General features: G+C 65.7%; 18 protein-coding genes and 1 pseudogene. 9 read left to right on the plus strand and 10 right to left on the minus strand.

The window, feature by feature from the left end:
• Nucleotides 1-178: 178 nt before the first annotated feature.
• The 3 genes from ACMDCR_RS04725 to ACMDCR_RS04735 all read left to right on the plus strand — a co-directional run bounded on the left by ACMDCR_RS04725 (nucleotide 179) and on the right by ACMDCR_RS04735 (nucleotide 4,355).
• The gene (locus ACMDCR_RS04725) at nucleotides 179-1,366 is read left to right on the plus strand and encodes a pyridoxal phosphate-dependent aminotransferase (protein WP_413991411.1); all 1,188 of its coding nucleotides are present in this window, start codon (nucleotides 179-181) and stop codon (nucleotides 1,364-1,366) included.
• 160 nt (nucleotides 1,367-1,526) lie between these two features.
• Nucleotides 1,527-3,119 carry a 5-guanidino-2-oxopentanoate decarboxylase gene (locus ACMDCR_RS04730; RefSeq protein WP_413991412.1) on the plus strand — a complete coding sequence of 531 codons (1,593 nt, stop codon included), beginning with the start codon at nucleotides 1,527-1,529 and terminating at the stop codon, nucleotides 3,117-3,119.
• A gap of 72 nt (nucleotides 3,120-3,191) precedes the next feature.
• Nucleotides 3,192-4,355 (plus strand): acyl-CoA dehydrogenase family protein, encoded by a 1,164-nt coding sequence (locus tag ACMDCR_RS04735; protein ID WP_413991413.1) that lies wholly within the window; start codon nucleotides 3,192-3,194, stop codon nucleotides 4,353-4,355.
• Nucleotides 4,356-4,358: 3 nt separating this feature from the next.
• Here ACMDCR_RS04735 and ACMDCR_RS04740 read toward each other — a convergent pair whose 3' ends face one another.
• Nucleotides 4,359-4,649 carry a type II toxin-antitoxin system RelE/ParE family toxin gene (locus ACMDCR_RS04740; RefSeq protein ID WP_413991414.1) on the minus strand — a complete coding sequence of 97 codons (291 nt, stop codon included), beginning with the start codon at nucleotides 4,647-4,649 and terminating at the stop codon, nucleotides 4,359-4,361.
• Nucleotides 4,637-4,915: a CopG family ribbon-helix-helix protein gene (locus ACMDCR_RS04745; RefSeq protein WP_413991415.1), complete on the minus strand. Its 279-nt coding sequence runs from the start codon at nucleotides 4,913-4,915 to the stop codon at nucleotides 4,637-4,639. Before ACMDCR_RS04745 ends, ACMDCR_RS04740 begins: the two co-directional genes overlap by 13 nt.
• Nucleotides 4,916-5,100: 185 nt before the next feature.
• On the opposite strand from ACMDCR_RS04745, the gene ACMDCR_RS04750 reads away from it, so the two are divergent.
• The 5 genes and pseudogenes from ACMDCR_RS04750 to addA all read left to right on the plus strand — a co-directional run bounded on the left by ACMDCR_RS04750 (nucleotide 5,101) and on the right by addA (nucleotide 16,669).
• Complete coding sequence (locus ACMDCR_RS04750) at nucleotides 5,101-7,167, plus strand: acetate--CoA ligase family protein (RefSeq protein WP_413991416.1); 2,067 nt, start codon at nucleotides 5,101-5,103, stop codon at nucleotides 7,165-7,167.
• A gap of 76 nt (nucleotides 7,168-7,243) precedes the next feature.
• A complete protein-coding gene (locus tag ACMDCR_RS04755) occupies nucleotides 7,244-8,032 on the plus strand; it encodes an enoyl-CoA hydratase-related protein (protein WP_413993535.1) in 789 nt (262 codons plus the stop codon).
• Nucleotides 8,033-8,316: 284 nt separating this feature from the next.
• Nucleotides 8,317-9,564, plus strand: a pseudogene (locus tag ACMDCR_RS04760) (DUF763 domain-containing protein); the annotation flags it as partial.
• A gap of 237 nt (nucleotides 9,565-9,801) precedes the next feature.
• Nucleotides 9,802-12,915 (plus strand): double-strand break repair protein AddB, encoded by a 3,114-nt coding sequence (gene addB, locus ACMDCR_RS04765; protein WP_413991417.1) that lies wholly within the window; start codon nucleotides 9,802-9,804, stop codon nucleotides 12,913-12,915.
• Between the two features lie 292 nt (nucleotides 12,916-13,207).
• Nucleotides 13,208-16,669: a double-strand break repair helicase AddA gene (addA, locus tag ACMDCR_RS04770; RefSeq protein ID WP_413991418.1), complete on the plus strand. Its 3,462-nt coding sequence runs from the start codon at nucleotides 13,208-13,210 to the stop codon at nucleotides 16,667-16,669.
• Between the two features lie 105 nt (nucleotides 16,670-16,774).
• On the opposite strand, the gene ACMDCR_RS04775 is transcribed toward addA, so the two are convergent.
• The 8 genes from ACMDCR_RS04775 to ACMDCR_RS04810 form a co-directional block, all read right to left on the minus strand.
• Entirely contained in the window at nucleotides 16,775-17,518 is a 744-nt protein-coding gene (locus ACMDCR_RS04775; RefSeq protein WP_413991419.1) for an amino acid ABC transporter ATP-binding protein, read from the minus strand.
• A gap of 23 nt (nucleotides 17,519-17,541) precedes the next feature.
• Entirely contained in the window at nucleotides 17,542-18,675 is a 1,134-nt protein-coding gene (locus tag ACMDCR_RS04780) for an amino acid ABC transporter permease (protein ID WP_413991420.1), read from the minus strand.
• A gap of 198 nt (nucleotides 18,676-18,873) precedes the next feature.
• Nucleotides 18,874-19,734, minus strand: coding sequence for an ABC transporter substrate-binding protein (locus ACMDCR_RS04785; protein ID WP_413991421.1), 861 nt, complete (start codon nucleotides 19,732-19,734; stop codon nucleotides 18,874-18,876).
• A 277-nt stretch (nucleotides 19,735-20,011) separates the two neighbouring features.
• Complete coding sequence (locus tag ACMDCR_RS04790; protein ID WP_413991422.1) at nucleotides 20,012-20,392, minus strand: nuclear transport factor 2 family protein; 381 nt, start codon at nucleotides 20,390-20,392, stop codon at nucleotides 20,012-20,014.
• A 126-nt stretch (nucleotides 20,393-20,518) separates the two neighbouring features.
• Nucleotides 20,519-21,313 carry an ABC transporter ATP-binding protein gene (locus tag ACMDCR_RS04795; RefSeq protein WP_413991423.1) on the minus strand — a complete coding sequence of 265 codons (795 nt, stop codon included), beginning with the start codon at nucleotides 21,311-21,313 and terminating at the stop codon, nucleotides 20,519-20,521.
• A 1-nt stretch (nucleotide 21,314) separates the two neighbouring features.
• Nucleotides 21,315-22,235 carry an ABC transporter permease gene (locus ACMDCR_RS04800; protein ID WP_413991424.1) on the minus strand — a complete coding sequence of 307 codons (921 nt, stop codon included), beginning with the start codon at nucleotides 22,233-22,235 and terminating at the stop codon, nucleotides 21,315-21,317.
• A 280-nt stretch (nucleotides 22,236-22,515) separates the two neighbouring features.
• Entirely contained in the window at nucleotides 22,516-23,481 is a 966-nt protein-coding gene (locus ACMDCR_RS04805; protein WP_413991425.1) for an ABC transporter substrate-binding protein, read from the minus strand.
• A 160-nt stretch (nucleotides 23,482-23,641) separates the two neighbouring features.
• Nucleotides 23,642-24,583 (minus strand): phytanoyl-CoA dioxygenase family protein, encoded by a 942-nt coding sequence (locus tag ACMDCR_RS04810; RefSeq protein ID WP_413991426.1) that lies wholly within the window; start codon nucleotides 24,581-24,583, stop codon nucleotides 23,642-23,644.
• Between the two features lie 133 nt (nucleotides 24,584-24,716).
• Between ACMDCR_RS04810 and ACMDCR_RS04815 the strand changes: the two genes are divergently transcribed.
• Nucleotides 24,717-25,643: a helix-turn-helix domain-containing protein gene (locus ACMDCR_RS04815; RefSeq protein WP_413991427.1), complete on the plus strand. Its 927-nt coding sequence runs from the start codon at nucleotides 24,717-24,719 to the stop codon at nucleotides 25,641-25,643.
• Nucleotides 25,644-25,687 lie beyond the last annotated feature (44 nt).

Here is a 25,687-nt window from a genome sequence, read left to right on the forward strand (position 1 = left end):
GTTACGTTGGATCGCGCATCGTGATATCCGCTTGCCCACATCAGAAGAGTCGACGGAGGAAGTCCGGGCATTTCGTGCAGTGGCGCGAGCCCACCTATGTCCGCTTTCGATTCACAATCTTTCCCCGGCGTCCGCGACGGTTGTCAGGACTTGCCGGAGCTTTCTGCAGGAGTGTGTCGTGCGTTTTGCTTCCGTCACCGATCGTCTGGCTGATTTGGGCGCCGCGAAATGGGCCGTGCATCGCGAGGCTCGCCGCCGCGTCCTCGCCGGCCATGATATCATTGAGCTTGCCATAGGCGAGCCGGATACGCCCGCCCCGCAGGCCCTCATCGATGCCGCCAACGCCAGTCTCCAGGCCCGCCGCACCAAATATTCGGGCGGGCGCGGAGAAAGCTCCGTGCTGGAGGCGATTGCCGCCAAATATGCCAGGCGTACCGGCCGCGCCATCACCACCGACAATGCCGCCTATATGCCAGGCACGCAGACGGCGCTCTATACTGTCATCTCTGCGCTGGCGGAGGCGGGCAACGAGGTGCTGGTGGGCGATCCGCTCTATGCCACCTATGAGGGCGTGATCCGCGCCAGCGGCGCCGACATGGTGCTGGTGCCGCTCGATCCGGCCAAGGGCTTCCATCTGCAGGCCGAGGATCTGGAAGCCCGCATCACGCCACGCTCACGCGTGCTGTTGCTCAACTCGCCGCATAATCCCACAGGCGCCACGTTGACGCATGACGAAATCGCCGCCATCGTCGATGTCTGCGTGCGCCATGACCTTTGGATCGTGTCGGACGAAGTCTACGAGACCATGGCCTATGGCTCGCCCTTCGTCTCGCCTTTCGACATGGCTGAGGCGGCTGAGCGCACGGTGGTGGTTTCGTCGATCTCCAAGTCCCACATGTTGCCGGGCATGCGCGCCGGCTGGTGCGTGGGACCGGTGGACTTCATCGAGCGCATGTTGCCGCTTTCGGAAATGATGCTGTTCGGCGGCCAGCCCTTCATCCAGGACATGGCGGCCTTCGCGCTGAGCGCCGAGTTCGACGAATGCGCCGCGATGGTCGAGAGCTTCCGCCGACGCGCCGAGATCCTGCCGGAGGCCCTCGCCAACGCGCCAGGCCTGCGCTGCTCGAAGCCGGAGGGCGGCATGTTCGCCATGGTGGACGTGACGGGCACCGGCCTCGATGGCGAGAACTTCGCCTGGCGGCTGCTGAACGAGGAGAGTGTTGCTGTTATGCCCGGCAGCTCCTTCGGCCAGCAGGCGGCGGGGCATATCCGCGTCAGCCTCAGCGCCGATGCCGACCAGCTGCGCGAGGCGGCTGCCCGCATGGTTCGGCTTGCTATCCGTCTGACGCAGGGCAAGGCGGCTTAGCCTGCTGGGATCGCAGGCATCCCTGCCTGCTCTCTCCTTCCTGCGAGCATATCGTTTCCACGAGCAGGCAGGGATGCCCGCGATCCCAGGAACGCTCTCTCCGACATAAAAGTCAGTGTTTACAAAAAGCGGACTTCAAGTCCGCGCTTCAGGGGGGTCCATGACCGATCATCCGCATCTCGGCACGCTCATCCCGCAGCTTCTGGTCGAGCGCGGCATCGATACGGTCTTCGGCATTCCCGGCGTGCATACGGTGGAGCTCTATCGCGGCCTGCCGGGTTCGGGGCTGACCCATATCACGCCACGCCATGAGCAGGGTGCCGGCTTCATGGCCGACGGCTATGCCAGGGCCACCGGCAGGCCCGCCGCCTGCTTCATCGTCACCGGCCCGGGCCTGCTCAATATCACCACTGCCATGGGCCAGGCGCTGGCCGACTCCATCCCCATGCTGGTGATCACAACGCTGAACCCGCGCACCACGCTCGGGCGTGGCGAGGGGCGGCTGCATGAATTGCGCGGCCAGTCGGTGGTCGGCCGCGAGGTCTCAGCCCTCGCGTTGACGGTGCTGACGGGCGAGCAGCTCATCCCCGCCCTCGACGAAGCCTTCGCCTTCCTCGCTTCCTCGCGCCCCGGCCCGGTGCTGATCGAGATCCCGATCGACCTCCTGTCGGAGCCTTTCCCCGGCCCGGTTACGTCCCTGCGCAGGCCTTCCGGCCCGACGCCACCCGCGACTGGCGACGTCGAGGCCGCCGCAGCCATGATTGCCAAGGCGCGCAACCCGCTGATGATCGCGGGTGGAGGCTGCCTGCGTGGGGCCGAAGCTGTGCGTGGGCTGATCGACAAGCTCGGCGCCGCCACCCTGCTCACCTCGAACGCCAAGGGCATCCTGCCCCCTGGCCACCCGCTGCTGGCGGGAGGCTGCATGCTAACGCCATCGCTTCACGCTGCCATCGGCGAGGCCGATCTTACCTTGGCGCTCGGCACCGAACTCGGCGAGACCGAATTCTGGTATGGCGATGAGGGCCTCGGCCTGAACGGACCGGTGATCCGCGTCGACATCGACGCCCGCCAGCTTCACCGCAATGCTCGGCCGGCCCTGCCCGTCGTCGGCGATGCCGGCGCCTTTGCGACCGCCCTGACACCCCTGGTGGAGGCCGTCCCCAACGGCCGGGCCTATGCCCAGCGGCTGCGCACCGCGCGCATGGACGGCGCCGATCCACGCTACACGCGCCATCGCCCGCTGATCGAGACCATCTGGCAGGTGTTACCGGACGCCGTGGTCGCGGCCGATTCCACTGCGGCGAGCTATGGCGGCAGCTTCATGGCCGAGCCACCCGCGCCGCGGCGCTGGATGAGCGCCGCCACCGGCTTTGGCACACTCGGCTATGCCCTGCCGGCGGCGATCGGAGCCAAGGTGGCGCGGCCCGACGTGCCGGTCGTCTGCATCATCGGTGACGGCGGCCTGCAGTTCACCTTGCCCGAACTCGCCAGTGCCGCGGATGCCGGGACGCCGATCATCGTGCTGCTGTGGAACGACCAGCGCTATGGCGAGATAGAGGACTACATGATCCGCAACCAGATTGCCCCGCTCGGCGTGAGGCTGCATGCCACCGATTTTTCTGCCGCCGCCAAGGCCTTCGGCGCCGCCCATGTCGCCGCCCGCTCGCTGGATGAGGTGAAAACCGCCATGCTGGCCGCTGCGAAGCATCCGGTTACCACCGTCATCGAAATGGATGCGTCGCATTACGCTTGATCGGTGTCGTGATCGGCACGCTTGGGTCGCGTGAAATCACGGAAGATCACCGAAATTCAGGGGAGTACTTCGATGCAATTCGCGTTGACCGAAGAGCAGGACATGCTGGTCGAAACGGTCCGCCGGTTTGTCGAGGAGGAACTCTATCCTCACGAGGCGCTGGTCGAGAAGACCGATGAGGTGCCGGACGAACTGGCCGCCGAGATTAAGAGAAAGGCGATCGAGCTCGGCCTCTATGCCGCCAACATGCCGATCGAGGTCGGCGGCGGCGGGCTCGATGCCGTCGGGCTGGCACTATTGGAACGCGAACTAGGCCGCGCCAATTACGGGCTGCAGATGGTGGTGGCTCGACCCTCCAACATTCTGCAGGGCTGCACGGGTGCCCAGCGCGAGCGCTGGTTGCTGCCGGCTGTGCGTGGTGAACGCGTCGATTGCCTCGCGATGACCGAACCTGGCGCGGGTTCCGACGTGCGCTCGATGAAGACCAAGGCCGTCCGGAAGGGCGACAGCTATGTCATCAACGGCCAGAAGCATTTCATTTCCCATGCCGACAAGGCCGATTTCATCATCCTCTTCGCCGTCACCGGCACGGAGGAGACCAAACGCGGCACGCGCAACCAGATTTCGGGCTTCCTTGTCGACAAGGACACGCCCGGCCTCACGGTGCGTCCCGGCCCCCATGCGCTCTCGCATCGCGGCTACCACAATTGCGAGCTTTATTTCGACGATTGCACGATTCCGGCCGGCCAGCTCCTCGGCGAGGAAGGCAAGGGTTTCGATCTGATGAGCGAATGGCTCGGCGCCACCCGCCTCACGGTGGCCGCCACATCGGTCGGCCGCGCCCGCCGTGTGATGGAGGAGACGCTCGCCTGGGCAGGCCAGCGCAAGCAGTTCGGCCAGCCGATCTCGCAGTTCCAGGGTGTTTCCTTCCCGCTCGCCGACCTCGCGGTGGAGCTGGAAGCCGCCGATCTCCTCACTTTGCGCGCCGCCTGGCTGCTCGACCAGGGCAAGGCGACGGATGCCGATTTCGCCATGGCCAAGCTCGCCGCCTCCGAAATGCTCGGCAAGCTCACCGACCGCGCCATCCAGACCTTCGGCGGCATGGGCCTCATGGACACGCTTCCAATCGCCGGCTGGTGGAAGGATGCCCGTGTCGAGCGCATCTGGGACGGCACCAGCGAGATCCAGCGCCTGATCATCGCCCGCCAGATGTTGCGCCCGCATGAGGGGCGGTGAGGCTCAGAAGCCCGCTTCCCGACCGGCTCTCACCGCAAGAATAACGATGCTCTGCTGAGTATAGCGATAGCGGACAATATAGCCCCATGCTCCGAAGCCGATCGGCCATTCACGAATCTCAACGGGGAGATCGTCACTCAACCGGCCAATTTCCGGCTGCTCGCTCAGCAGCCGCACGCCTTGTCGGATGGCTGCGACCGCTCGTTTCGCGGCGTTCGGATTCCTGGACGCAAGAAAGCGACGGAGCCGGGAGACATCGCTCAGGGCACGAGGCGACCAGACTAGGTGTGGCATTCAGGCGGGTTCACGTCTTCGCCCGCTTCCAGCTTCGCAAGCCATGCATCGGCTTCCTCGGCCGTGACATGGAGGCCTGTGGCCTGGTACTCTTCCCATGCCGCGAGCGTCTCCTGCCGCAGGCGCTCGCGCTGCTCCTCCCGTTCGAGATATTGCTCGATGGCTTCGCGCATCAGCCAATGAGTGCTGCGCTGGCGCGCCGAGGCGAGGCGCTGCATGCGCTCTCTGACGGCGGTGTCGAGCTTGACGCTTGTAGTGGATTGCATTGGAATCTTGGATATTCACTGGTGTTACTTTTGACCACCATACCACGTAGCATGCGACCGTGGCCACGATTCTTACCTCTAGATAGGGCAATTGACGAAAAGCCCATACTCGTCAACCTTGTAGCAAGAACCCCGCCTTTAGCGTTGGCGCTCTTCGCCCGCTTCCCTGCCCATAGGTCCGTCTTATGTCCGTCGTCGATGGCCTCCGCCGCCTCCTGAAGCCCCGCCACATCGCCGTGGCCGGCGGGCGCCTGGCCTCTGTCATCATCCGTGAATGCGATCGCATCGGCTATGCCGGCCCGATCTGGCCGATCCACCCCGAAAAGACCGAGATTGCCGGCCATAAGGCCTACAGGACCGTGGCCGACCTGCCGGAGGCGCCCGATGCCGTGTTCGTGGCGACACCGCGCGAACCGACCGTCGAGGTCGTTGCAGCCCTCGCCGAGCGCGGCGCCGGTGCGGCGGTCTGCTATGCCTCGGGCTTCGCGGAGGAAGGCGGGGATGGCGTGGCCCTGCAGCAGCGGCTGATCGAAGTCGCCAAGGGGATGCCCATCGTCGGGCCGAACTGCTACGGCGTGCTCAACTTGCTCGACGGCTGCGTGCTCTGGCCCGACACCCACGGCGCCGAGCGCGTGGAGCGGGGCGTCGCCATCATTACCCAATCCGGCAACATCGCCCTCAATATCACCATGCAGCGGCGCGGCCTGCCGATCGCCTATGTCATTGCCGTCGGCAACAAGGCGATCGGCGACCATGGCGACTATATCGAGGCCCTGCTCGCCGACGAACGCGTCACCGCGATCGGCATCCATATCGAGTCCATCGACGATGTCGGCCTGTTTTCGACCGCCGCCATCAAGGCGCTGGAAAAGGGGGTGCCGCTGGTGGTGCTGAAGACGGGCCGCTCCAAGCTCGGTGCGGAGATGGCGATGAGCCACACCTCGTCCCTTGCCGGTGCCGACGCGCTCTATGACGCGCTCTTCGCCCGCTACGGGATTTCCCGTGTTGTCGATGTGCCCTCCCTCGTCGAGACACTCAAGCTGATGCACCTGTTCGGTGGCCTGCCCGGGCGGCGGATCTCCTCGATGAGCTGTTCGGGCGGCGAGGCGGCGCTGATCGCCGATCTTGCGGCCGATCGTGGCCTTGAATTCGCTCCGATCCCCGAAAAGAACGCCACGTGCATGCAGGAGCTTCTCACCGAGAAGGTGCATGTCGCCAACCCGCTCGACTACCACACCTATATCTGGGGCGACGAACCGGCCAACACCGCCCTGTTCACCGAGATGCTGCGCTCGGGCTTCGATCTCAGCATGCTGGTGCTCGACCAGCCGCGTACCGATCGCGGTCTGGTGCCGGATGGCGGCTTTGCCGCGGCGCGGGCGGCGATCACCAAGGCGGTAAAGGCCTCCGGCGCCCGCGCGGCCGTGGTCTCGTCCTTGCCGGAGAACATGATGGAGGAAGACGCCAAGGCACTGCTGGCCGATGGCGTGTTGCCGATGCAGGGCATGGGCGACGCTCTCACCGCCATCGTCCACGGCGCCGATTTCACCGCTGCCCGCGCCCGCGCGAACGGGCTGGTGCCGCTGAAGACGGTCAGTCGCATCGATGTCAGCAAGGCGCGCCTGCTTTCGGAATATGAGTCCAAGCATCTCCTCGGCCGTCACGGCCTGGAACTGCCGCCGAGCCGCATAGCCGGCACGGTGGAGGCGGCCTCCACCGCCGCTGCGCTCGGTTTTCCGGTAGCCATAAAGATCCATAGCGAGAAGATCGCCCACAAGTCAGATGTCGGCGGCGTGCGGCTCGGCCTGCGCTCGCGCGCCGATGTCACTGACGCCGTCGCCTCGATGTCGCATCTGGGCGACCGCTTCCTGGTCGAGCGCATGGTTGAGGGGGCGGTGGCCGAGCTGATCGTCGGCGTGGTGCGCGACCCGCAATTCGGCCCGACCCTGACGGTGGGCGCCGGCGGCGTGCTCGTCGAAATGCTGCAGGACGCGGCCGTGATGCTGCTGCCGGCAACGCCGGAGGAAATCCGCGAAAAACTGATGGGCCTGCGCATGGCGCGCCTGCTCGAAGGCTTCCGCGGCAAGCCGCGCGGCGATATCCGCGGCGCCATCAAGGCCGTCCTCGCCATTGCCGATTTCGCCGAACGCCATGCCGACAAGCTGGTTGAGCTGGACGTCAATCCGCTCTTCGTGCTGCCGGAAGGGCGGGGGGCGGTGGCGGCGGATGCGCTGATCAGGATGATCGATTGAGCCTGCTCTTCCTCCATTTTAAGGCGCTTCGTTTCCAAGAGCAGGCAGGGATGCCTGCGATCCCAGGGAGATAATGATGACCGAAGCCGTCAGACTGGAGCGCCGCGGAGCGGTGCTCGAAATCACGCTGGACCGTCCCAAGGCCAACGCCATCAACCTGGCAACCTCGAAGGCCCTCCATGCCGCCTTTCGCACGCTGCAGGACGATCCCCATCTGCGGGCTGCCATCCTGACCGGTGCGGGCGAGCGCATCTTCTCTGCCGGGTGGGACCTCAAGGCGGCCGCCTCGGGCGAGGAGGAGCCCGACACGGATTTTGGTCCCGGCGGTTTCGCCGGCCTCACTGCTTTTTGGGGCCTGACCAAGCCGGTGATCGCGGCGGTGAACGGTGTTGCCATCGCCGGCGGCTGCGAGCTCGCGCTGGCCGCCGACCTCCTGGTGGTGGCCGACCACGCCGAATTCGCCCTCTCCGAGGTGACGGTTGGCCTCGTGGCCGATGCCGGCGGCATCCAGCGTCTGCCGCGTCGCATCCCTCTCGCCATCGCCACTGAACTGCTGCTCACCGGCCGGCGCTTCACGGCTCGGGAGGCGCATGGCTGGGGCCTCGCCAACGCGGTGGTGCCGATCAGCCGCCTGATGGCGACTGCCCGCCAGCTTGCCGACACCATCGCCGCCAACGCTCCGCTTTCCATCGCCGCCGTCAAGGCCATCCTCGCCGCGACCGAGGGCATGGGCGTGCGCGAGGCCTATGAGCATGTCGCCGCCGGCAAGGTGCCTGAGCATCGCGCCATGCAGATCTCGGAGGATTCTCGCGAGGGAGCAAAGGCGTTTGTCGAGAAGCGCGCGCCGGTGTGGAAGGGGCGGTAGCTCAGCGGATAGCGCGACGCAAAGCCTCCCCCACGAAGCTGGGGGAGGTGGCCGAACGGAGTGAGGTCGGAGGGGGTGTGGCCAGAATGAGGCGCTGTGAGCGCTAACCTGGGTTGGATTTCCCTATGCCCTATCCTGCCCACACCCCCTCCGTCACGACTTCGTCGCGACACCTCCCCCAGCTTCGTGAGGGAGGCTTTCGCGTGGCGTCCTTCACTCTTCCCTTTCGTCCAAATCCATACTAGAACATTTGAAGAACATCTTCCTTCGCAGGATCCTTCCCCTTGGCGCAACGCGCAGGCAGTGCCGATCTTCCCTTGCATGGCGGCCGGGTGCCGGCCTGGCTGGGCGAGCGCATGACGCGGCTCGGGGCGGTGATCAGCGAGGCCATCGTCCATCATTACGGGCGCGACGAATTGCTCTCGCGCCTCTCCCATCCCTTCTGGTTCCAGTCCTTCGGCGCGGTGATGGGCATGGATTGGCACTCTTCCGGCATCACCACCAGCGTGCTCGGCGCGCTCAAGCGCGGGCTCAAGCCGCTGGAGAAGGAGCTGGGCTTGCATGTCTGCGGCGGGCGAGGCAAGCATTCGCGCCGCACGCCCGAGGAACTCGTCGCGATCGGCGAGCGGGTCGGCTTCGACGGGGAGGCGATGGCCCGGGTCAGCCGCCTGGTGGCGAAGGTCGATAGCGCCGCAGTGCAGGATGGGTTCGAGCTCTATCTGCACGGCTTCATCATCGCCGATGACGGCAAATGGGTGGTGGTGCAGCAGGGCATGAATGGCGATGGCGGCCAGGCCCGGCGCTATCACTGGCTGTCCGAGGGATTGAAGAGCTTCGTCGACGCACCCCATACTGGTATCCAAGGCGAGGGCAGGGGCGAGATCGTCAACCTCACCGACAGGCGTGCCGAGCGCTCGCGGCGGGGGCAGGTCGATCTCCTGACGACACTGGGCCCGGACAGGCTGGCGCGCGAGGCGGCTGCCATCGTTGCCCGCACCCAGCCGACTTCGCCTGCGCCGGAGGGCGCCCAGCTCAGCTTGCCCCATCTCATCATGCCCGCCCATCATGATGTGCGTGAGAGCGACATAATGGTCCGCCGCCTGCGGGGAAGTCTCGCGGCTGCGGCCAATCGAGGTCCCACCGATTTCACGGAGCTCCTGGAAGTGCCGGGGATCGGCGCCCGCACGGTGGAAGCACTCGCCATGGTGGCCGAGGTCGTGCATGGAGCACCCTGCCGTTTTTCGGATCCCGCTCGCTTCTCCATTGCCCACGGCGGCAAGGACCGCCATCCCTTCCCGGTGCCGATCAAGGTTTATGACCAGACCATCGGGGTGCTGAAATCGGCGGTGCGGAAGGCAAGACTCGGCCGCGAAGAAGAACTCGGCGCCCTGAAGCGCCTGGACGATCAGGCGCGACTGATGGAAGGCAGACCGGGTGGGCCGACGGTGGCGGAGGTATTCGCGAGGGAGCGGCGTCACTCCCATCGCTACGGCGGGCGCAGCGTCTTCGGCTGGGAACCTGGGAGCGCGGACGTCTCGTCCGCTCTTGAACCACAGGTGTTTCAGACGAAGGCAGAACCCATGACGTCGTTGCGAACGAAGTGAGGCAATCCAGCATTCTCGCGACGACTGGATTGCTTCGCTCTGTTCGCAAAGACAGTGGAGACCATCGCGCCTCATCCATATAAGGCGCCGTTTCAAGAGCGGACGAGACCTCCGCGCTCCCAGGAAAGCTTGCAATCCACTTCCTCCCCCTGCTTATCTCCCACCATGGCGCATCGCCCGAATCTCTTCACCATCGCTCCCGGCTCGCCCTTCCTGGAGACGCTGGTCGATGCCCTCCTGGACGGTCGGCTGGTGCCGGGCTTTGCACCCCGCCATGACCCCTTGGCGCTCGCCGGCGCCACCATCTACCTGCCGACCCGCCGCGCCATCCGCGCCCTGCGCGGGATCTTCCTTGACCGTCTCGGCACCGATGCCGCCCTGTTGCCGCGGCTGATGGCGCTGGGCGAGATCGATGACGACGAGGTGGCCTTCGCCGGCAGCGCCCCCGACATGCCCGAGCCCGTCGCCACGCTCTTCCGCCAGATCGCGCTGACCAGATTGATCCTGCAATGGAGCGCGGCGCTGAAACAGGCCCTGCTGCCGATCCCCGGCGAGGAGGCAGGCGAACCCCTGCTGATCCCCTCTTCGCCCGGCGATGCGGCGGGGCTCGCGGCCGAGCTCGGGCGCTTCCTCGACGGGCTGCAGATCGATCGCGTGTCGCCACAGGCCATCGCCAATCTCGCCGGCAGCCATGCCGGGCTCTACGATCGATATTGGGACATCACGCAGCGCTTTCTCGAAATCGCCACCGTGGCCTGGCCGGAGCACCTGAAGGAAATCGGCCGGAGCGATGCGGTGCTTCTGCGCAATGCCCGCCTGGAGGCGCAGGCCAGAAGGCTTGACGACAACCCGCGATCCGGCCCGGTGATCGTGGCAGGCTCCACCGGTTCGATCCCGGCCACGCGCGACCTGATCAAGGCCGTGGCTGCTCATCCCCAGGGCGCAGTGGTGTTACCGGGCCTCGATCTCGACCTTGATGCCGCCGGCTGGCAGGCCATCAACAGGGGGGAAGGTACCCCGAGCCATCCGCAGGCTGGCCTTGCCGCCTTGCTGGCGGCGATCGGCGTGGGGCGCGATGCCGTCCCCCTGATTGCCGAGCCGCCCGCGCCGCTGGCCCTGCGCGCCGCGCTGGTGTCGCAGGCGCTGCGCCCGGCCGAGACCACGGACCTGTGGGTCGCCAGCCGCAACGGTGAGGCCGCCGCTACCGAGGAGGCCTTCGCGGGCGTCGCCCTGATCGAGGCGGCGCATGAAGGCGAGGAGGCGCTCGCCGCGGCGCTTGCCCTGAGAGAGACCCTGCTGACGCGGGGTCGCACCGCGGCCCTGGTGACGCCTAATCGCCAGCTTGCCCGGCGCGTCGTCACCGAACTCGGCCGCTGGAACATCGAGGCAGACGACAGCGCTGGCCAGCCTCTAGGCGAAACGTCGCCGGGCCTGTTCGCCCGTCTGGTGCTCGATGCAGCCCTGCACGATTTCGATCCCATCGCGCTGCTCTCCTTGCTCAAGCATCCCTTTGCCCGGCTCGGCCAGCCGCGCGCGGCGGTGCGTCAAGCGACGGTGGCGCTCGAGATCGGCGCCCTGCGCGGCCCCCGCCCCGCCGCTGGCCTTGCCGGGCTCTCGGGCGCGCTGGCGCTGGGCAGGGCCAGCCTCGCCGATCCCCATTGCCCGGCTGCGCGTCTTGCTCTCGGCGAGGAGGACTGGGCCAGCGCCGAAGCCCTGGTCGAGGCATTCGCTGTCCGGCTCGAACCCTTCGCCGCCCTGTTCCGCCGCAAGGAGGCGCTGCCGGCCGCCACCTTTTTCTCCGCACACAGGGAGGCCGTCGAGGCACTCGGTGGGCCGGAGGATGACGGGGAAGCGGTGCTCCATGAGGGTGAGGCCGGCGAAGCCCTGCAGGGCTTCTTCACTGATCTCGCCATGGTTGGCCCAGGCGACCTCGCGCTGCCGCCTTTCGAATATCCCGGTTTGTTCGCGGCCCTGATGGCCGGGCGTTCGGTGCGCGGGGGCGAGCCCAAGCATCCACGCATCGCCATTTACGGCTTGCTGGAAGCGCGCCTGCTGCCGGTTGACCGGCTGGTGCTGGCCGGGCTGGATGAGAGCGTCTGGCCAGCGGACGTTAAGTCGGATCCCTGGCTCAACCGGCCCATGCGCGCCGCCATCGGCCTGTCCTCGCCGGACAAGCGCATCGGCCTTGCCGCGCATGACTTCGAGCAGGCGCTCGGCTATGGCGACGTGGTCGTCACGCGCGCCCTCAAGCGCGGCGGATCGCCCACCGTGCCTTCGCGTTGGCTGCAGCGGCTCGGCGCCTTCCTGGGGCCGACCTTTCGTGCCATAAGCCAGCGCGGGGATCGCTACTGCGCCCTGGCGCGTCTCGTTGACCACACCGAGGCGCTGCCGCTAGAGCTCAAGGCGCCCAGGCCGGCGCCGCCGCTCGCCCTGAGGCCGACGCGGCTGTCGGTAACGCAGATCGAGCATCTGGTACGCGACCCCTACACCATCTATGCCCGCCACATTCTTGGGCTCGAGCCGCTCGATGAGATCGCCATGCCACCGGGCGCCGCCGATCGCGGCACGCTGATCCATGCCGCGCTAGAGCGTTTTGCTGAACTCTGCGCCGATAGCGTGCCGCCCGATGCGCTGGCGCGCTTCCATTCCATCGGCGACGAACTCTTCGCCGGCCTCGCCGATTTTCCCGAAGTGCTCGCTTTCTGGCGGCCTCGCTTTGCCGCTATCGCCACCTTCCTGGTGGAGTGGGAGCGCGAGCGGCGGCCGCATCTCTCTGCGGTGCGCAGTGAGGTGCGGGGACGGCTGACCTGGCAGACCCTGGCCGACCGCGCCTTCACCCTTGCCGCCCGGGCCGACCGCATAGAAACCGGCCTCGACGGCGTGGTGACAGTGCTCGACTTCAAGACCGGCCAGGCGCCGTCGGCAAGACAGGTGCAATCCGGCCTCAATCCGCAGCTCGCGCTTGAAATGGCGATCCTGATGGAGGCGGGCTTTGCCGGCGTCCCCGCGCCTGACGTGTTGGGCAGCCCTTCGATCGTGCATCTGGCCGGCGGCGCCAGGGGCCCAAGCGAGAAGCGCCTCGAATTCAAGGATGTCACGCCGCTCGACGTGGCACAGACGAGCCTGGCTTCCCTGAAGGCGCTGATCAACAAATTCGAGAAGGAGGAGACGCCCTACAAATCCCTGGTGCATCCGATGTTCAAAGGCCGGCGCTATGGCGACTACGACCACCTTGCCCGCGTGCGCGAATGGTCGATCAGCGCGGAGGGCGAGGAATGATAGGGCGAAGGCTCCTCGTGGAAGGCGCGACGCGAGCCTCCCCCACGAAGCTGGGGGAGGTGTCACGACGAAGTCGTGACGGAGGGGGTGTGGCCCGTCGGATGAGCCACTCAAGAACAAAGCTGAAATCGATCGCTGAGCTTCGCAAGGAAGGAGCAGGCGGGCCACATCCCCTCCGACCTCACTTCGTTCGGCCCAGCGCACACAGAGTGTGCGCGATACCCCCAGCTTCGTGGGGGAGGCTCGCGTCGTGGTTCATTCTGCCTCGGCATATCTTGCCGGAGGCTGTGGCATGACCACCCTTCGCCAGCCTTCCAACGACACCATCCTGAACCAGCGGCTTGCTTCCGACCCTACTTTATCGGCCTGGGTCTCCGCCAATGCCGGCTCGGGCAAGACCACCGTGCTCACGCGGCGCGTCATCCGCCTGTTGCTCGCCAATGTCGATCCCTCGGCCATTCTCTGCCTGACATTCACCAAGGCCGCGGCGGCGAACATGCAGAACCGCATCTTCGCGCAGCTCGGAAAATGGGCGGTGATGGAGAGCGGCAAGCTCGCCGTGGAGATCGAGGGCATCACCGGCATCCGGCCCGAGGCCGCCGGGCTGCAGCGGGCGCGGCAGCTCTTCGCTTCGGCCATCGAAACGCCGGGTGGGCTCAAGGTCCTCACCATCCACGCCTTCTGCGAGCGCGTGCTGCATCTCTTCCCCTTCGAGGCCAATGTTCCCGCGCAGTTTTCGGTGCTGGACGACAGGGCGGGCCGCGAATTGCTGGACGCTGCCCGCACGAGCCTGATCCTGGAAGCCAATGCCGAGCCGGAAGGCGCGCTTGGCCGGGCCATGGCGCGGCTGGCCGAGGAGACCGGCGAGGGCGCCTTCGACGGGCTGCTTGCCGAGATCACATGGGAGCGCGAAGCTCTCAGGCCCTCCCTCAACGGCAAAGGTCGCGCCGAAGCGCTGAGCCAGCTGCGAGTGCTGCTCGACCTCAAGCCAGGCGAGAGTGTTACCGCGATCGAGGCGGCCATCGACGAGACTGAGATTCCCGAAAACGAGTGGCCTGCCATGGTGGCGGCCCTGCGCGAGTATGACAGCAAGCGTGTGCAGGACCTGGCCGACCGCCTGGATATCGCCGTAGCCGCGGCCCCAGGCCGGCGGGCGGAGGCGTATCGCGGCATTTTCCTCACCGGGACAGGCGAGGCCCGTTCGCCGAACGCCTTCCTTGTCAAGGATTTCGCCAAGGACTACCCCGCGTATGCGGACCAGCTCCTGAACGAACTCATCCGTATCGGCGGCCTGCTCGAACGGCGCAAGGCGGCGGCTGCCTATGAGAGAACGGAGGCGCTGCTCGCCGTCGCCGCCGCCCTGCTCGGACGGTACAAGAACGGCAAGGCAGGCCGCGCCGCGCTCGATTTCGACGACCTCGTGCAACGCACCGCCGATCTCCTGAGCCGTGCCGGCGCCGAATGGGTGCTCTACAAGCTCGACCGCGGCATCGATCACATCCTTGTCGATGAGGCGCAGGACACCAGCCCCGCGCAATGGGCCATCATCGAGAAGCTGGCGCATGAGTTCACCGCCGGCAGCGGGGCACGGGTCGAGCGCCGCACCATCTTCGCGGTGGGCGATGAGAAGCAGTCGATCTTCTCCTTTCAGGGCGCAGCGCCGGCGGAATTCGCCCGCATGCGCGCCCATTTTCGCGTCAAGGTCGGCGAGGCCCGGGATGCCATCGGCAACCCGCAGCGCTTCGAGACGATCGAGCTCAAGCAGTCCTTCCGCTCGACGCCCGATATCCTCCTTGCCGTCGACCATGTCTTCGCCGAGGCCGACAACCGCCGCGGCCTATCCTCCGACGACGTACCGACCGTGCATGAGACCGTGCGGGCCCATGATCCCGGCCGCGTCGAGGTCTGGCCGGTTGAAAAGCCGCTGCCTTCGCCGGAGATCGCCGCCTGGGACGCCCCCTTCGACGAGACGCCGGTGTCGAGCCCGGTCATCCGGCTCGCCCGCAAGATCGCTGCCGAGATGAGGCGCCTGATCGATGGGGGCGATGGGGCTACCGGCGCGCACTACCAGGCCGGCGACATCATGGTGCTGGTTCGCAGCCGCAACGCGTTGTTCGAAGCTATTATCCGCGCCCTGAAATTTGCGCGTGTTCCGGTGGCCGGTGCCGACCGCATCGTGCTGACCGACCATATCGCCGTGATGGACCTGATGGCGCTGGCGCGCTTCACGCTGTTGCCCGATGACGACCTCACCCTCGCGACGGTGTTGAAGGGGCCACTGATCGGGCTCGGCGACGATGATCTCATTGCGCTCGCCCCGGGGCGCAAGGGTTCGCTGTGGGCCGCATTGGCGGAGGCGGCGGAAAGCGAGGATCGCCTCGCATACATCAGGCATCGTCTGACGGGATGGCTCAGCGAGGCCGCCTTCAAGACACCCTTCGCCTTCTTTGCCGACATCCTTGCCCGCGACGGCGGCCGGCGCGTGCTGCTGGCGCGCTTCGGCCAGGAGGCCGCCGATGCTCTCGACGAGTTCCTGCGCATCGCCGGCGACTACGAGCGGGCCAATACCGCCAGCCTGCAGGGCTTCCTTGCCTGGCTCGCCGAGGCCAGGGCCGAGATCAAGCGCGACATGGATGTGGCGCGCGGCGAGGTGCGCGTGATGACGGTGCATGGTGCCAAGGGGCTGGAGGCCAGGCTCGTCATCCTCGCCGATACCTGCTCGGCGCCCGACGGCCGGCACGATCCCAAGCTCTTCTGGGTGCAAAGCCCCGGCCGCGCTGCTGGCAGCGAGATCCCGCTGTGGTCCCCCAACAAGGCCTCGGATCCGCCGGCTGCTGCCGAGGCGCGCGCCAGGATACGCATGGAGAACGAGGCGGAACATCGCCGGCTCCTCTATGTCGCACTGACGCGGGCCGAGGACCGGCTTATCGTCGCCGGCTTCGAGGGCGCCACCGCCCGGCGCCCCGGCAATTGGTACGACATGATAGCCGGGGCGTTGAGCGCCGCGGGCGCCCGGGTGGAGCCGGATGGCGAGGCCGAGCGCCTGGTCTATGAACCGACACCCCGCCGGCCGGTGGCGAACCAGAACCTGCCCGCGGGGTCCGCGGCGGTCTTGGCGCCGCCCTGGCTGCTCGAGAAGGCCGCCTCCGAACGCCCACCTGAGGTCACGCTCAACCCTTCGGAGGACGAGCATCCTGAGGAGCTCGCGGGCCTCGCCTCGGCCGAGCCGCCCGATCCCAGGGTGTTGCGCCGCGGCGCCCTCATCCATGCGTTGCTGCAATATCTGCCGGAGGTGGCGCCCTCGGCCCAAAGCGAGGCTGCCCTTGCCTTTCTCGCCCGCGCGGCGCCGGAATGGCCCGATGACCACCGGGCCTGGGCGGAGGAGGCTCTCACCGTCCTGGCCCTCCCTGAACTCGCACCCTTGTTTGGCGCCAGCAGCCGGGCGGAAGTCTCGCTTACCGGCCGCCTGCAGCGCCCCGGCGGCAGCGATTATGTAGTTTCGGGCCGCATCGATCGCCTGGCGGTTGGTGCGGACGCCATCCGCATCGCCGACTTCAAGACGAATCGCCATCCGCCGAGGAGCCTCGCCGAGGTGCCGGAAGCCTATCTGCGCCAGATCTCGCTCTACCGGCATCTGGTCGGCAGGCTTTATCCGGAGAGGCCCGTGAAGGCGCTCCTGGTGTGGACGGCGACGGCGGGGGTGATGGAATTGCCTGAGGGGGTGATGGAAGGCATTTTGAGCACGGGCTTTTGAAATGCTCCTGGGACCGCAGGCGTCTCGCCTGCCCTTGAACCGCATCGTATCCAGGAGCAGGCGAGACGCCTGCGGTCCCAGGAACAACTGACGAAGACTCAGCTCCTACAGCCGCCCCGCCTCGATGATGCGTTGCAGGAAGGCGCGCGTGCGTTCCTGGGTCGGGTCGCCGAAGATCTGGGAGGGCGGACCCTCCTCATGCACCTTGCCGCCATAGAGGAAGCAGATCTTGCTGGCGACCTCGCGCGCGAAGCCCATCTCATGGGTGGCGAGCAGCATGGTCATGCCCTCGGCCGCGAGATCGCGCACGATGTTCAGCACCTCGGATACCAGTTCCGGGTCTAGCGCCGAGGTGATCTCGTCGAGCAGCAGGACCATCGGGCCCATCGCCAGCGCGCGGACGATGGCGACGCGCTGCTGTTGCCCGCCCGAGAGCTGGTCGGGATAGGCGGTGGCGCGGTGTTCCAGGCCGATGCGCTTGAGCAGCGACAGGGCACGGGCCTCAGCCTCCTCCTGCTTCTGCCCCAGCACCTTGGTGGGGGCGAGCATGACGTTCTCGACCACGCTCATATGCGGGAAGAGATTGTAGCTCTGGAACACGATGCCGACATCGCGCCGGAGTGCGTTGACATCGACCCCGGGCCCCGTCATGCGGTCGCCATGGATGCGGATCTCGCCGCCCTGGATCTGCTCCAGCCCGTTCATGCAGCGCAGCAGCGTGGACTTGCCGCAGCCCGACGGCCCGATCAGGCAGACGACCTGGTGCTCGTCGACATTCATGCTGAGGCCATCGAGGATCTTCACCTGGCCGTAGGATTTCTTGACTTCGCGAATTTCGATCATCGCCATCGGCGTTGCCCTTTTCGGTTGGCCTAAGCGTGCATGCGGCGCTGGTCGCGCTCGAGCAGCTTGTCGACGAAACGGGCCTGGGGGATGGTGATCAGGATGAACAACAGAGCCACCACCGACACCGGCGACAGGTTGAAATTATTGGCCGCGATGATGCGAGCCTGGTTGAACGCATCGATCGAGCCGATGACGTTGATGAGGGCCGTATCCTTCTGCAGGCCGATGAAGTCGTTCAGCAGCGGCGGGACCATGCGGCGCACCGCCTGAGGCACCACGACATAACGCAGGGTCTGGAAGAAAGACAGGCCGAGCGAGCGGGCCGCCGAGACCTGGCTGCGATGGATGCTCTCGATGCCGGAGCGGTAGACTTCCGCGACATAGGCACCATACGTCAGCGTCAGGGCGATGATGGCGTAGGTTTCCGGCGCCAGGTTGCTGATGTAGGGCAGGCCCGTGAGCGGAATGCCGAAGCCGACCAGATAGATGTTGATGATCGCGGGCAACCCGCGAAACATGTCGGTGTAGGCAATCGCCATCAGGCGCACGGGCCTGCCGGCCTCACCGGGTATCAGGCGGGCGATGGCAACGATCAAGCCCCAGATCAGCACGCAGATCTGGGCGACGATGGCGACGTAGATATTGATCCGAAATGCCCACAAGGTCGCGTTGAACGAGTTGATGATGTTAGGCATGTTCAGGAAAGTACGGCTGACGGCGAGATCGTTGGCCATCAGGAATTGGGCGCCCACCAGAAGAATGACCGTCATCGCACCATAACCGAGCGCCGTGTAGGCGCTGTCACGTACGACCGCCGTTGCCGTTCGGGCCGCGATCAGGTCGTTGGCGGCGAGGGCCTGCTTGGCGGCCACGGACTGGCGCCAGGAGGTCGTGGCGGGCCTGAGGAGCAGCAGCACGACAAGACCCAGAAGCACCAGCAGGGCAGTCACGGCAAGGCCGCCGGCGTCGAGCGAGGTGAGGGCTACATAGATATCGCGCAGTGTTTTCCACGCCATCAGGATGATGATGACGCTGACAATGAGAGCGGTGAGCGCCCAGCTTGTCGCATCCTTGGGTGGGGCGCCGGCACTCCAGCGTCGCTCGCCGCCTAGGAGGTCAAGCGTCGGCTTGCCTCCCGGCTGATCAGTGTTAGCGGACATCGCGCGTGTTCACCTTCTGGGCATTCCCAAGCTGCAGGCTTGCTGCACCGGAAGAATGCGTCAAATCAAGAAGTTGGGAGAAGCTACCAGCCAGCGGCATCGCGCCTGGTCAATAATCCGAGCGCGATTCCCGGCGAGGCGATACCCCGGAATGACAATGCCGGACCGCTCAGGGAGCGGTCCGATACAGCAGCGCGATCAAGGCTTCACGTAGGGGATCTTGGCCGGATCGGCGCCCCAGGCATCGGCGAGGTACTTCTTGGACAGCGCGGCAAAAGTGCCGTCCTTCTTCATGTCGTCGATCATCTTGTTGAAGACGGCCTCGTTGGCCGAGCCCTTCGGGTAAAGTGCGCCGTAGGATTCGCCTGTTGTGTACTGCGCGGGCACTTCGATCATGCCGTGCGAGTTGGTGGCGACGCCCAGCATGATCGAGGTGTCATGCAGGCCGGCATCGATCTGATTGGCCATGATGGCCGTGCTCAGCGCGCCGGTGTCGCTGAACACTTTGACTTCCTTGGGTTTCAGGTTCTTGTCCACGAAGGACGCGCCGGTGGTGCCCTGCATCACGCCGATGCGCATGTCCTTGACGGTGTCGGGAGTATAGGTGGTGCCCTTCTTGACCGCGACGCCGATGTCGGAGTCGAAATAGGGGGTTGAGAAGTCGACGACCTGCTTGCGCTTGTCGGTGATCGAGATTTCGGCGAGGGCGATGTCGAAATCCTTGGTCTGCGCGGCGACGAGAGCGTCGAAGGAGACGTTGACGATCTTCACCTTGTCGAGGCCGGCGCGATAAGCCATGATCTGGGCCATGCAATATTCATAGCCGTCCTTCATGGCGTCCGGCGAGTCGCCGTTCCACCAGGCCGGCGCCGGCAGCGAGGTCTGGACGGTGAGCTGGCCTTCGATGGCCGGCTTGATCGGGTCGGAACCCTTGGTGCCCGTGACTTCGCAGTTGCCGATCATCTCCGCCTTGGCAGGAAGCGTTGCGCCAAGCATCAGAAGCGCCGCGGAAAAGATGAGACGCCCCGCGATCGAACGCGTTCCCGAGCGAGCCTTCATGTTCAAGTTCCCCTTTTTTATGGTTGTCATGATGACGTAGCGCGATCGGGATTTTGATTTCTTCCCGGCCCGATTGCCATAGCGTCACAGACACACTGCATTTGTGACTCAGGGATTTTGAAAAGACAAGCAACCAGTGGCAATTGCCGCGGTTGTGATCATCCGCTCAGAAGCCGGCCGGCAGGTGTGGCAAGCCGACCGCGCTCATGCCCCTATGTTCCGAGATCCGGTTCCGCGCTGAGAAAACGTCTGATCGCCGGCTCGTGCCGTGCGCATTTCACCGCATCCGTTCGACCCATTCGGCGCGTGAGGGGCCAGGCTCGAATGCATCGCCGAAATATTGAGTCTCGCGCGCGACCTTCCCTTCCTCGAACTCCATGATGCTCACCGTATAGGACGGTCGCCCATCATAAGTGAGGACGAATTCAGTGATCCAGAGGTCGCCGGCGCCGATGATGCGCCGCACTGTGAAGCGCTTCGAGCTCGGCTGCGCGAAGCGGGACGCCTGAATATTGCGCCGGCCGCGGATGCGCTCGCCCGACTGCGGATATTCGAGCACCGCGTCCTCTCCGTAGATTTGGTGCTCCAGCTCGAAGTCGTTCGCGTCGGATGCGGCCCAATGAACATCCAGGGCCGCTCGGATCTCCCGGTCTTCCATCTCGATCTTTCCTCGCGCTCCAGGTCGGTACGTCCGGTGGCATAATTTACCATCGTGTCCTGGGGGTTCGATCCGAAAATCGAACGCTCCAACCGATCCCGACCCAGCACCGATCGGTTTTCCACCCTACCCCAGCAGCAGGCTGTCGTCGTCGAGCTGCTCTCCGCGAACCTTGCTGAACAGCTTCAGCAGGTCCGGCACATCGAGACCCCGACGATGCTCGGCGTCGAGATCGAAGGCGATCTGGCCTTCATGCAGCATCACCGTGCGTGTGCCGTAATCGAGGGCGTGGCGCATGGAGTGGGTGACCATCAGGGCGGTGAGCTTCTGCTCCTCCACGATCTTGCGCGTCAGCTTCAGCACGAAATCGGCAGTGCGCGGGTCCAGCGCGGCCGTGTGCTCGTCGAGCAGCAGGATCTTCATGCCGGTAAGCGTCGCCATCAGGAGGCTCACGGCCTGGCGCTGGCCGCCGGAAAGCAGGCCCATGGAATCGCCGAGGCGGTTTTCGAGTCCCAGGCCCAGCACCGTGAGCTTGTCGCGGAAGAGGTCGCGCCGCGCGGCGTTCAGCGAGGGGCCGAGGCCTCGCGCGCGCCCGCGTGCGTAGGCGAGGGCCATATTCTCCTCGATCGAGAGGCCCTCGCAGGTGCCTGCCATCGGATCCTGGAACACGCGGGCGATCAACCCGGCGCGCTTGGGGGCGGGCCAGGCGGTGACATCGGCGCCCTCGATCTCGATGCGGCCGCGCTCGGCCTTGGCATCGCCGCTGAGCACGTTGAGCAAAGTCGACTTGCCCGCGCCGTTCGAGCCGATCACCGTGACGAACTGGCCGGCGGGGATGGCGAGGTCGAGGCCGCGCAAGGCGCGGTTTTCCAGCGGCGTGCCGCGGCCGAATGTGACGTGGATGCCTTGGAGCGCGATCATCTCAAGCACTCCGCCGGAACATGGATTTCAGGGGATTGCGGACGCTCGGCAGCATCAGGGCCAGGCCCACCAGCACGGCGGTGACGAGATTGATGTCCGAGGATTTCAGCCCGAGGCTGCTTGAGTTCAGCGCCAGCGCGATGGCGATGCGGTAGACGATGGCGCCGACCACGCAGGACAGCAGCACGATCAGGATCGAGCGGGTGCGGAACAAGGTCTCGCCCAGGATCACGGCGGCAAGGCCGCTGACGATGGTGCCGGTGCCGCCATTGGCATCCGCAAAGCCGGCCGTCTGGGCGAAGAGGGCGCCCGCAAGTGCGATCAGGCCGTTGGAGAGGGCCATGCCGACATAGATGTGCAGGCTGGTCGACACGCCCTGCGCCCGCGCCATGCGGGCATTGGCGCCGGTGGCGCGCATGGCGAGACCGAATTCGGAAGTGAGGAAGCGCGTCAGCGCCAGCCAGACCAAGGCGACGATGACGGCGAGCGCGAAGACCTTGAGCGTCGCCTTCAGCGGCAGGCCGGTGGCCTGGATCAGGGGGGAGGCCCAGGCGAAATAGTCGATCACGCTGGGCTGGTTGAGCAGAGGCAGGTTCGGCGCGCCCATGATGCGCAGGTTGATCGAATAGAGCGCGATCATGGTGAGGATGCTGGCCAGCAGATGCAGGATGTTGAAGCGCACATTGAGCCAGGCGGTGACGAGACCGGCGAGACTCCCGGCGAGAATTGCTGCGAGCGTTGCCACCAGCGGGTTGACGCCGGCAATGATCAGCGCCGCCACCACGGCGCCGCCGAGAGGAAAGCTGCCGTCGACCGTGAGGTCGGGGAAATTGAGGATGCGGAAGGAGAGGAAGACGCCGAGCGCCACGAGGGCATAGACAAGCCCGATCTCGACGGCGCCCAGGAAGGAGAAGAGAGACATAAGGTCGTCCTAAAGGGCCGGCCCGAGGGGCGCAACCTGAGCCTTCCCCACGAAGCTGGGGAAGTCGCCCACACAGTTTGTGTGGGCTGGGACCGACGAAGTCGGGTCGGATGGGGTGTAATCCGCTAGCAGGACCTCGCGGGAAGGGATGACATAACCGCGCTCGATCCAGAGACGATTGAGGCAGCGGACCACACCCCCTCCGTCATTGCTTCGCAATGCCACCTCCCCCAGCTTCGTGGGGGAGGCTTTGCGTTGCGCCCTCTATTGAGGTGCGCCCTTACTGAATAACCTTCTTCGCCTTGGCGATCAGGTCCTGCGGGATGGTCACGCCCATGGCGGCGGCGGCCTTGGTGTTGACGAAGAGGTCGGTGCCGGTGGGGTTCTGCACAGCGATGTCGCCGGGCTTTTCACCCTTCAGGATGCGCACCACGGTCTTGCCCGTCAGGACGCCCACATCGAAATAATCGAAGCCAACGGAGGCGATGGTGCCGCGGTTGACGCTGTCGGTATCACCGGAGAAGACCGGGATCTTGTTGTCGGTGCCGACACCGATCACCGCCTCGAGCGCCGAGACGATGGTGTTGTCGGTGGGCACATAGATCACGTCGACCTTGCCGACCAGGCTCTGCGCGGCGGCCTGCACGTCGGAGGATTTGGTGGCCGGAGCCTCGACGATCTCGACGCCGGAGTCGGGTGCCATCTTCTTCAGCGCCGCCAGCAGCACGGCGCTGTTGCTCTCGCCTGGATTATAGGGCACGCCGATCTTCTTCACCCCGGGCACGATCTGCTTGATCAGCTTGAGGTGGTCGGCCAGCGGCGACATGTCGGACACGCCGGTGACATTGCCGCCGGGATGGGCGGGGTCCTTGACGAGCTGGGCGCTGACCGGATCGGTCACGGCGGTGAAGACGACGGGAATGTCCTGCGTCGCCGCGACCACGGCCTGGGCCGAGGGCGTGGCGATCGGCACGATCACATTCGGGTTCTCGCCGACATATTTCTGGGCGATCTGGGCGGCGGTGGCCGGGTTGCCCTGTGCGGTCTCGAACTGGAAGACAAGGTTCTCGCCCTCCTTGTAGCCGGCATCCGCCAGGGCCTTCTTGACGCCGTCGCGCGCGGCGTTGAGGGCCGGATGCTCGACGATCGAGGTCACCGCCACCGTCACCTTGTCGGCCGCCAGGGCCACCGAACTCATCAAGGCCAGGGCCATACCGGCCGCGAGCGCCAAACGGTTGATGCGCATAGTCTTCTCCCCAATGCCCGCAAATCTCCCGCCGAAGGGCGGCGTCCTGGGCGTTTCGAGGGCCATCGATCAACCAAACGTTGAGGCAATGCAAGAGGGGCAGCGAAAAATCCTGCGATGTCTCCCCAGACGTTGAAATCTCAAGCTCTGCGCTCCTCTGCTACCGCCAGCTCTTCCAACCGAGCAACTTCTCGCCGAGTGGGCTGAGCCTCGCGGTCTGTGCATTGTTCTTTTCCCACTCGCGTGGGTCGCCGGGGAAGGCATCGCGCTTGGGGTGTTCGAGATCGCGCCACAGATGGATGCGCTCGCCACGCTCGGCCTCGTTATCCTCCTCGGCCGGATGCATCGAGATGTACTGCGCCATGCGCACGCGTCCGTCGGAATGGTTGGGCCGGACGCCATGGGCGAGCAGGCTGTTGAAGATCAGCATGTCGCCGGCCTCCATCTCGATATTGACGATCGAAAGGCCGGTGGTGTCGGGATGCATGGGGTCGCGGTCGGCGGGCTGCGTCTTCACCCAGTTCTCGAAGCCGTGGAACAGTTCGGGGATGCACTGGAAGCCGCCGACATCGCCGTCCTGCTTCTGCAGGCTGAGTACGCCCTGCACGCCGATCGGCAGCGGGCGGATGGAGGTGTCGACGTCCCAGTGGATGAAGCCATTGGGATTGCCCCTGACCTTCTTCGGCGGGTTGAGATTGGCGCGGTCGATCGTCACCCACAGATCCTCGCGGTCCCAGATATCGACGAAAGCGTCATAGACACGCCGTTCCTGGCGGTTGTCCCACAGATATTGGTGGTTGTAGATCTCCAGCATGCCGGTGTTGTTGAGCTCCTTCATCCTGTGCTCGCGGCGCTGGGGTGCGTACCAGGTCGAGGGATCGCGCGGATCCTTCTCGTCGAAGCGCCAGAGCAGATCGACCAGGCGCTCGACATTGGCCGAAGGCACGGCCTGGCGCAGGATGACGTAGCCCTTGGTAATCCAGTGCTGCCAATCGGCTTTGGAAAAGACGCGCAGGGGCAGCTTCTTGTCGATGTCCTTCAACTGCGTGCTGACGAGCTGGGTGATGGGATGAGAGTCTTTCTTGAGCGCCGCCTCGGCCATGTCCGTTTCCTGATCGGGTTTCATGATAGCCGGAAACTAGCACCGCCCTCCCACGCCATGTTGGCCTGGAGTAGCAAGATCTGATACTATTGTGGCGTTGTAGATCCAACTGCCGCCATCGAGATATGATCGTATGAGGCCTATACTCGAAAAGCTCACCATCCCGCTGGATGCCTCCTGGACGCTGCTCAACCGCCGGCTCGACGAAGGCATTCCCTTCGAATGGCATCACCATCCCGAATTCGAGCTGACGCTGACCACCAACAGCCGGGGCCGGCGTTTCGTCGGCGACCATATCGGCGCCTATGAGGATGGCGACCTCGTGCTGCTCGGCCCCAACCTGCCGCATACCTGGTTCTCGGAGGATAAGATCGCGGCGGGTGCGCCGCATGTGGCCCTGGTGATGTGGTTCCGCCCGGAATGGGTGGCGGGGCTGACGCAGACCTTTGTGGAGATGCGCAATGTCCGGGTGCTGCTGGACACGGCCGGGCGCGGCATCCGTTTTTCAGGTACGGCGATGCGGCAGGCCCGGTCGCTGATCGAGGCCATGCCTGGGCTGGACAGCGCCGCGCGCCTCCTTAACCTGATGCAGGTCCTGCAGATCTTGGCGCGTGACGGGGAGGCCGAGCGGCTGGCGAGCCCCGCCTTCCAGGCGGCGGCCGTGACGCCTTCCGACGGGGATCGCATCGACCGTGTGCTCGGCCATATTCATGCGCATTACCATGAGAATATCCGCATCGCAGACCTTGCCGAACTCTCCTGCCTCAGCATCTCCGGCTTCCAGCGCCTGTTCCGTCGCCACACCCGGCTTTCGGTGATGGATTACGTCATGCAACTGCGCGTCGGCCAGGCCTGTGCCCTGCTGATCGGCACGAAGAGGCCGGTCGCGCATATCGCTGACGAGGTCGGCTATCGGAACCTGTCCAATTTCAACCGGCAGTTCCTGCAGGTTCGGGGGCTGACGCCGCGGGCGTTTCGCGGGGCATATTGGCAGGGCGCCGGGAAGAGGGCGGCGCATGAGCGCTCGCTTGTCGAGGCTGCTGGTTCCATGCCGGTCTGAAGACCGGCACGCCGAGAAGGCGCGCCCCAATCGGTGTGCCGGTG

It is taken from the genome of Labrys okinawensis (assembly GCF_047345005.1).
GTDB lineage: Bacteria > Pseudomonadota > Alphaproteobacteria > Rhizobiales > Labraceae > Labrys > Labrys okinawensis.

Coding starts and splice junctions, on each gene's coding strand:
- ACMDCR_RS04755 (WP_413993535.1), top strand. CDS start 7,244: ATGACCGAAGCCGTCAGACTGGAGCGCCGCGGAGCGGTGCTCGAAATC.
- ACMDCR_RS04750 (WP_413991416.1), top strand. CDS start 5,101: ATGTCCGTCGTCGATGGCCTCCGCCGCCTCCTGAAGCCCCGCCACATC.
- ACMDCR_RS04780 (WP_413991420.1), bottom strand. CDS start 18,675: ATGTCCGCTAACACTGATCAGCCGGGAGGCAAGCCGACGCTTGACCTC.
- addB (WP_413991417.1), top strand. CDS start 9,802: ATGGCGCATCGCCCGAATCTCTTCACCATCGCTCCCGGCTCGCCCTTC.
- ACMDCR_RS04730 (WP_413991412.1), top strand. CDS start 1,527: ATGACCGATCATCCGCATCTCGGCACGCTCATCCCGCAGCTTCTGGTC.
- ACMDCR_RS04740 (WP_413991414.1), bottom strand. CDS start 4,649: ATGCCACACCTAGTCTGGTCGCCTCGTGCCCTGAGCGATGTCTCCCGG.
- ACMDCR_RS04800 (WP_413991424.1), bottom strand. CDS start 22,235: ATGTCTCTCTTCTCCTTCCTGGGCGCCGTCGAGATCGGGCTTGTCTAT.
- ACMDCR_RS04785 (WP_413991421.1), bottom strand. CDS start 19,734: ATGAAGGCTCGCTCGGGAACGCGTTCGATCGCGGGGCGTCTCATCTTT.
- ACMDCR_RS04810 (WP_413991426.1), bottom strand. CDS start 24,583: ATGGCCGAGGCGGCGCTCAAGAAAGACTCTCATCCCATCACCCAGCTC.
- addA (WP_413991418.1), top strand. CDS start 13,208: ATGACCACCCTTCGCCAGCCTTCCAACGACACCATCCTGAACCAGCGG.
- ACMDCR_RS04815 (WP_413991427.1), top strand. CDS start 24,717: ATGAGGCCTATACTCGAAAAGCTCACCATCCCGCTGGATGCCTCCTGG.
- ACMDCR_RS04745 (WP_413991415.1), bottom strand. CDS start 4,915: ATGCAATCCACTACAAGCGTCAAGCTCGACACCGCCGTCAGAGAGCGC.
- ACMDCR_RS04775 (WP_413991419.1), bottom strand. CDS start 17,518: ATGGCGATGATCGAAATTCGCGAAGTCAAGAAATCCTACGGCCAGGTG.
- ACMDCR_RS04790 (WP_413991422.1), bottom strand. CDS start 20,392: ATGGAAGACCGGGAGATCCGAGCGGCCCTGGATGTTCATTGGGCCGCA.
- ACMDCR_RS04795 (WP_413991423.1), bottom strand. CDS start 21,313: ATGATCGCGCTCCAAGGCATCCACGTCACATTCGGCCGCGGCACGCCG.
- ACMDCR_RS04805 (WP_413991425.1), bottom strand. CDS start 23,481: ATGCGCATCAACCGTTTGGCGCTCGCGGCCGGTATGGCCCTGGCCTTG.
- ACMDCR_RS04735 (WP_413991413.1), top strand. CDS start 3,192: ATGCAATTCGCGTTGACCGAAGAGCAGGACATGCTGGTCGAAACGGTC.